The 589-nt window shown below is 52.3% G+C and carries 1 pseudogene; it reads right to left on the reverse strand.

Annotation, left to right across the window (positions count from 1 at the left end):
• Positions 1 to 153: 153 nt before the first annotated feature.
• Positions 154 to 589: pseudogene (locus tag AC056_RS19180) on the reverse strand (IS6-like element IS26 family transposase); the annotation flags it as partial.

Genomic DNA, 589 nt, shown 5'->3' on the forward strand with positions numbered 1-589 from the left:
CACTTTTCAGCAATGAACGGACCAGCACTGAAACCTGTACTTTGCCCAGCTTCAGGGAGCCAGCGGTCCGGATCATTTCGTCCCACTGACGTGCCGTAGAAGGCACTGTTGCAAAGTTAGCGATGAGGCAGCCTTTTGTCTTATTCAAAGGCCTTACATTTCAAAAACTCTGCTTACCAGGCGCATTTCGCCCAGGGGATCACCATAATAAAATGCTGAGGCCTGGCCTTTGCGTAGTGCACGCATCACCTCAATACCTTTGATGGTGGCGTAAGCCGTCTTCATGGATTTAAATCCCAGCGTGGCGCCGATTATCCGTTTCAGTTTGCCATGATCGCATTCAATCACGTTGTTCCGGTACTTAATCTGTCGGTGTTCAACGTCAGACGGGCACCGGCCTTCGCGTTTGAGCAGAGCAAGCGCGCGACCATAGGCGGGCGCTTTATCCGTGTTGATGAATCGCGGGATCTGCCACTTCTTCACGTTGTTGAGGATTTTACCCAGAAACCGGTATGCAGCTTTGCTGTTACGACGGGAGGAGATATAAAAATCGACAGTGCGGCCCCGGCTGTCGACGGCCCGGTACAGA

This window comes from Acinetobacter genomosp. 33YU (genome assembly GCF_001990725.1).
GTDB lineage: Bacteria > Pseudomonadota > Gammaproteobacteria > Pseudomonadales > Moraxellaceae > Acinetobacter > Acinetobacter seifertii.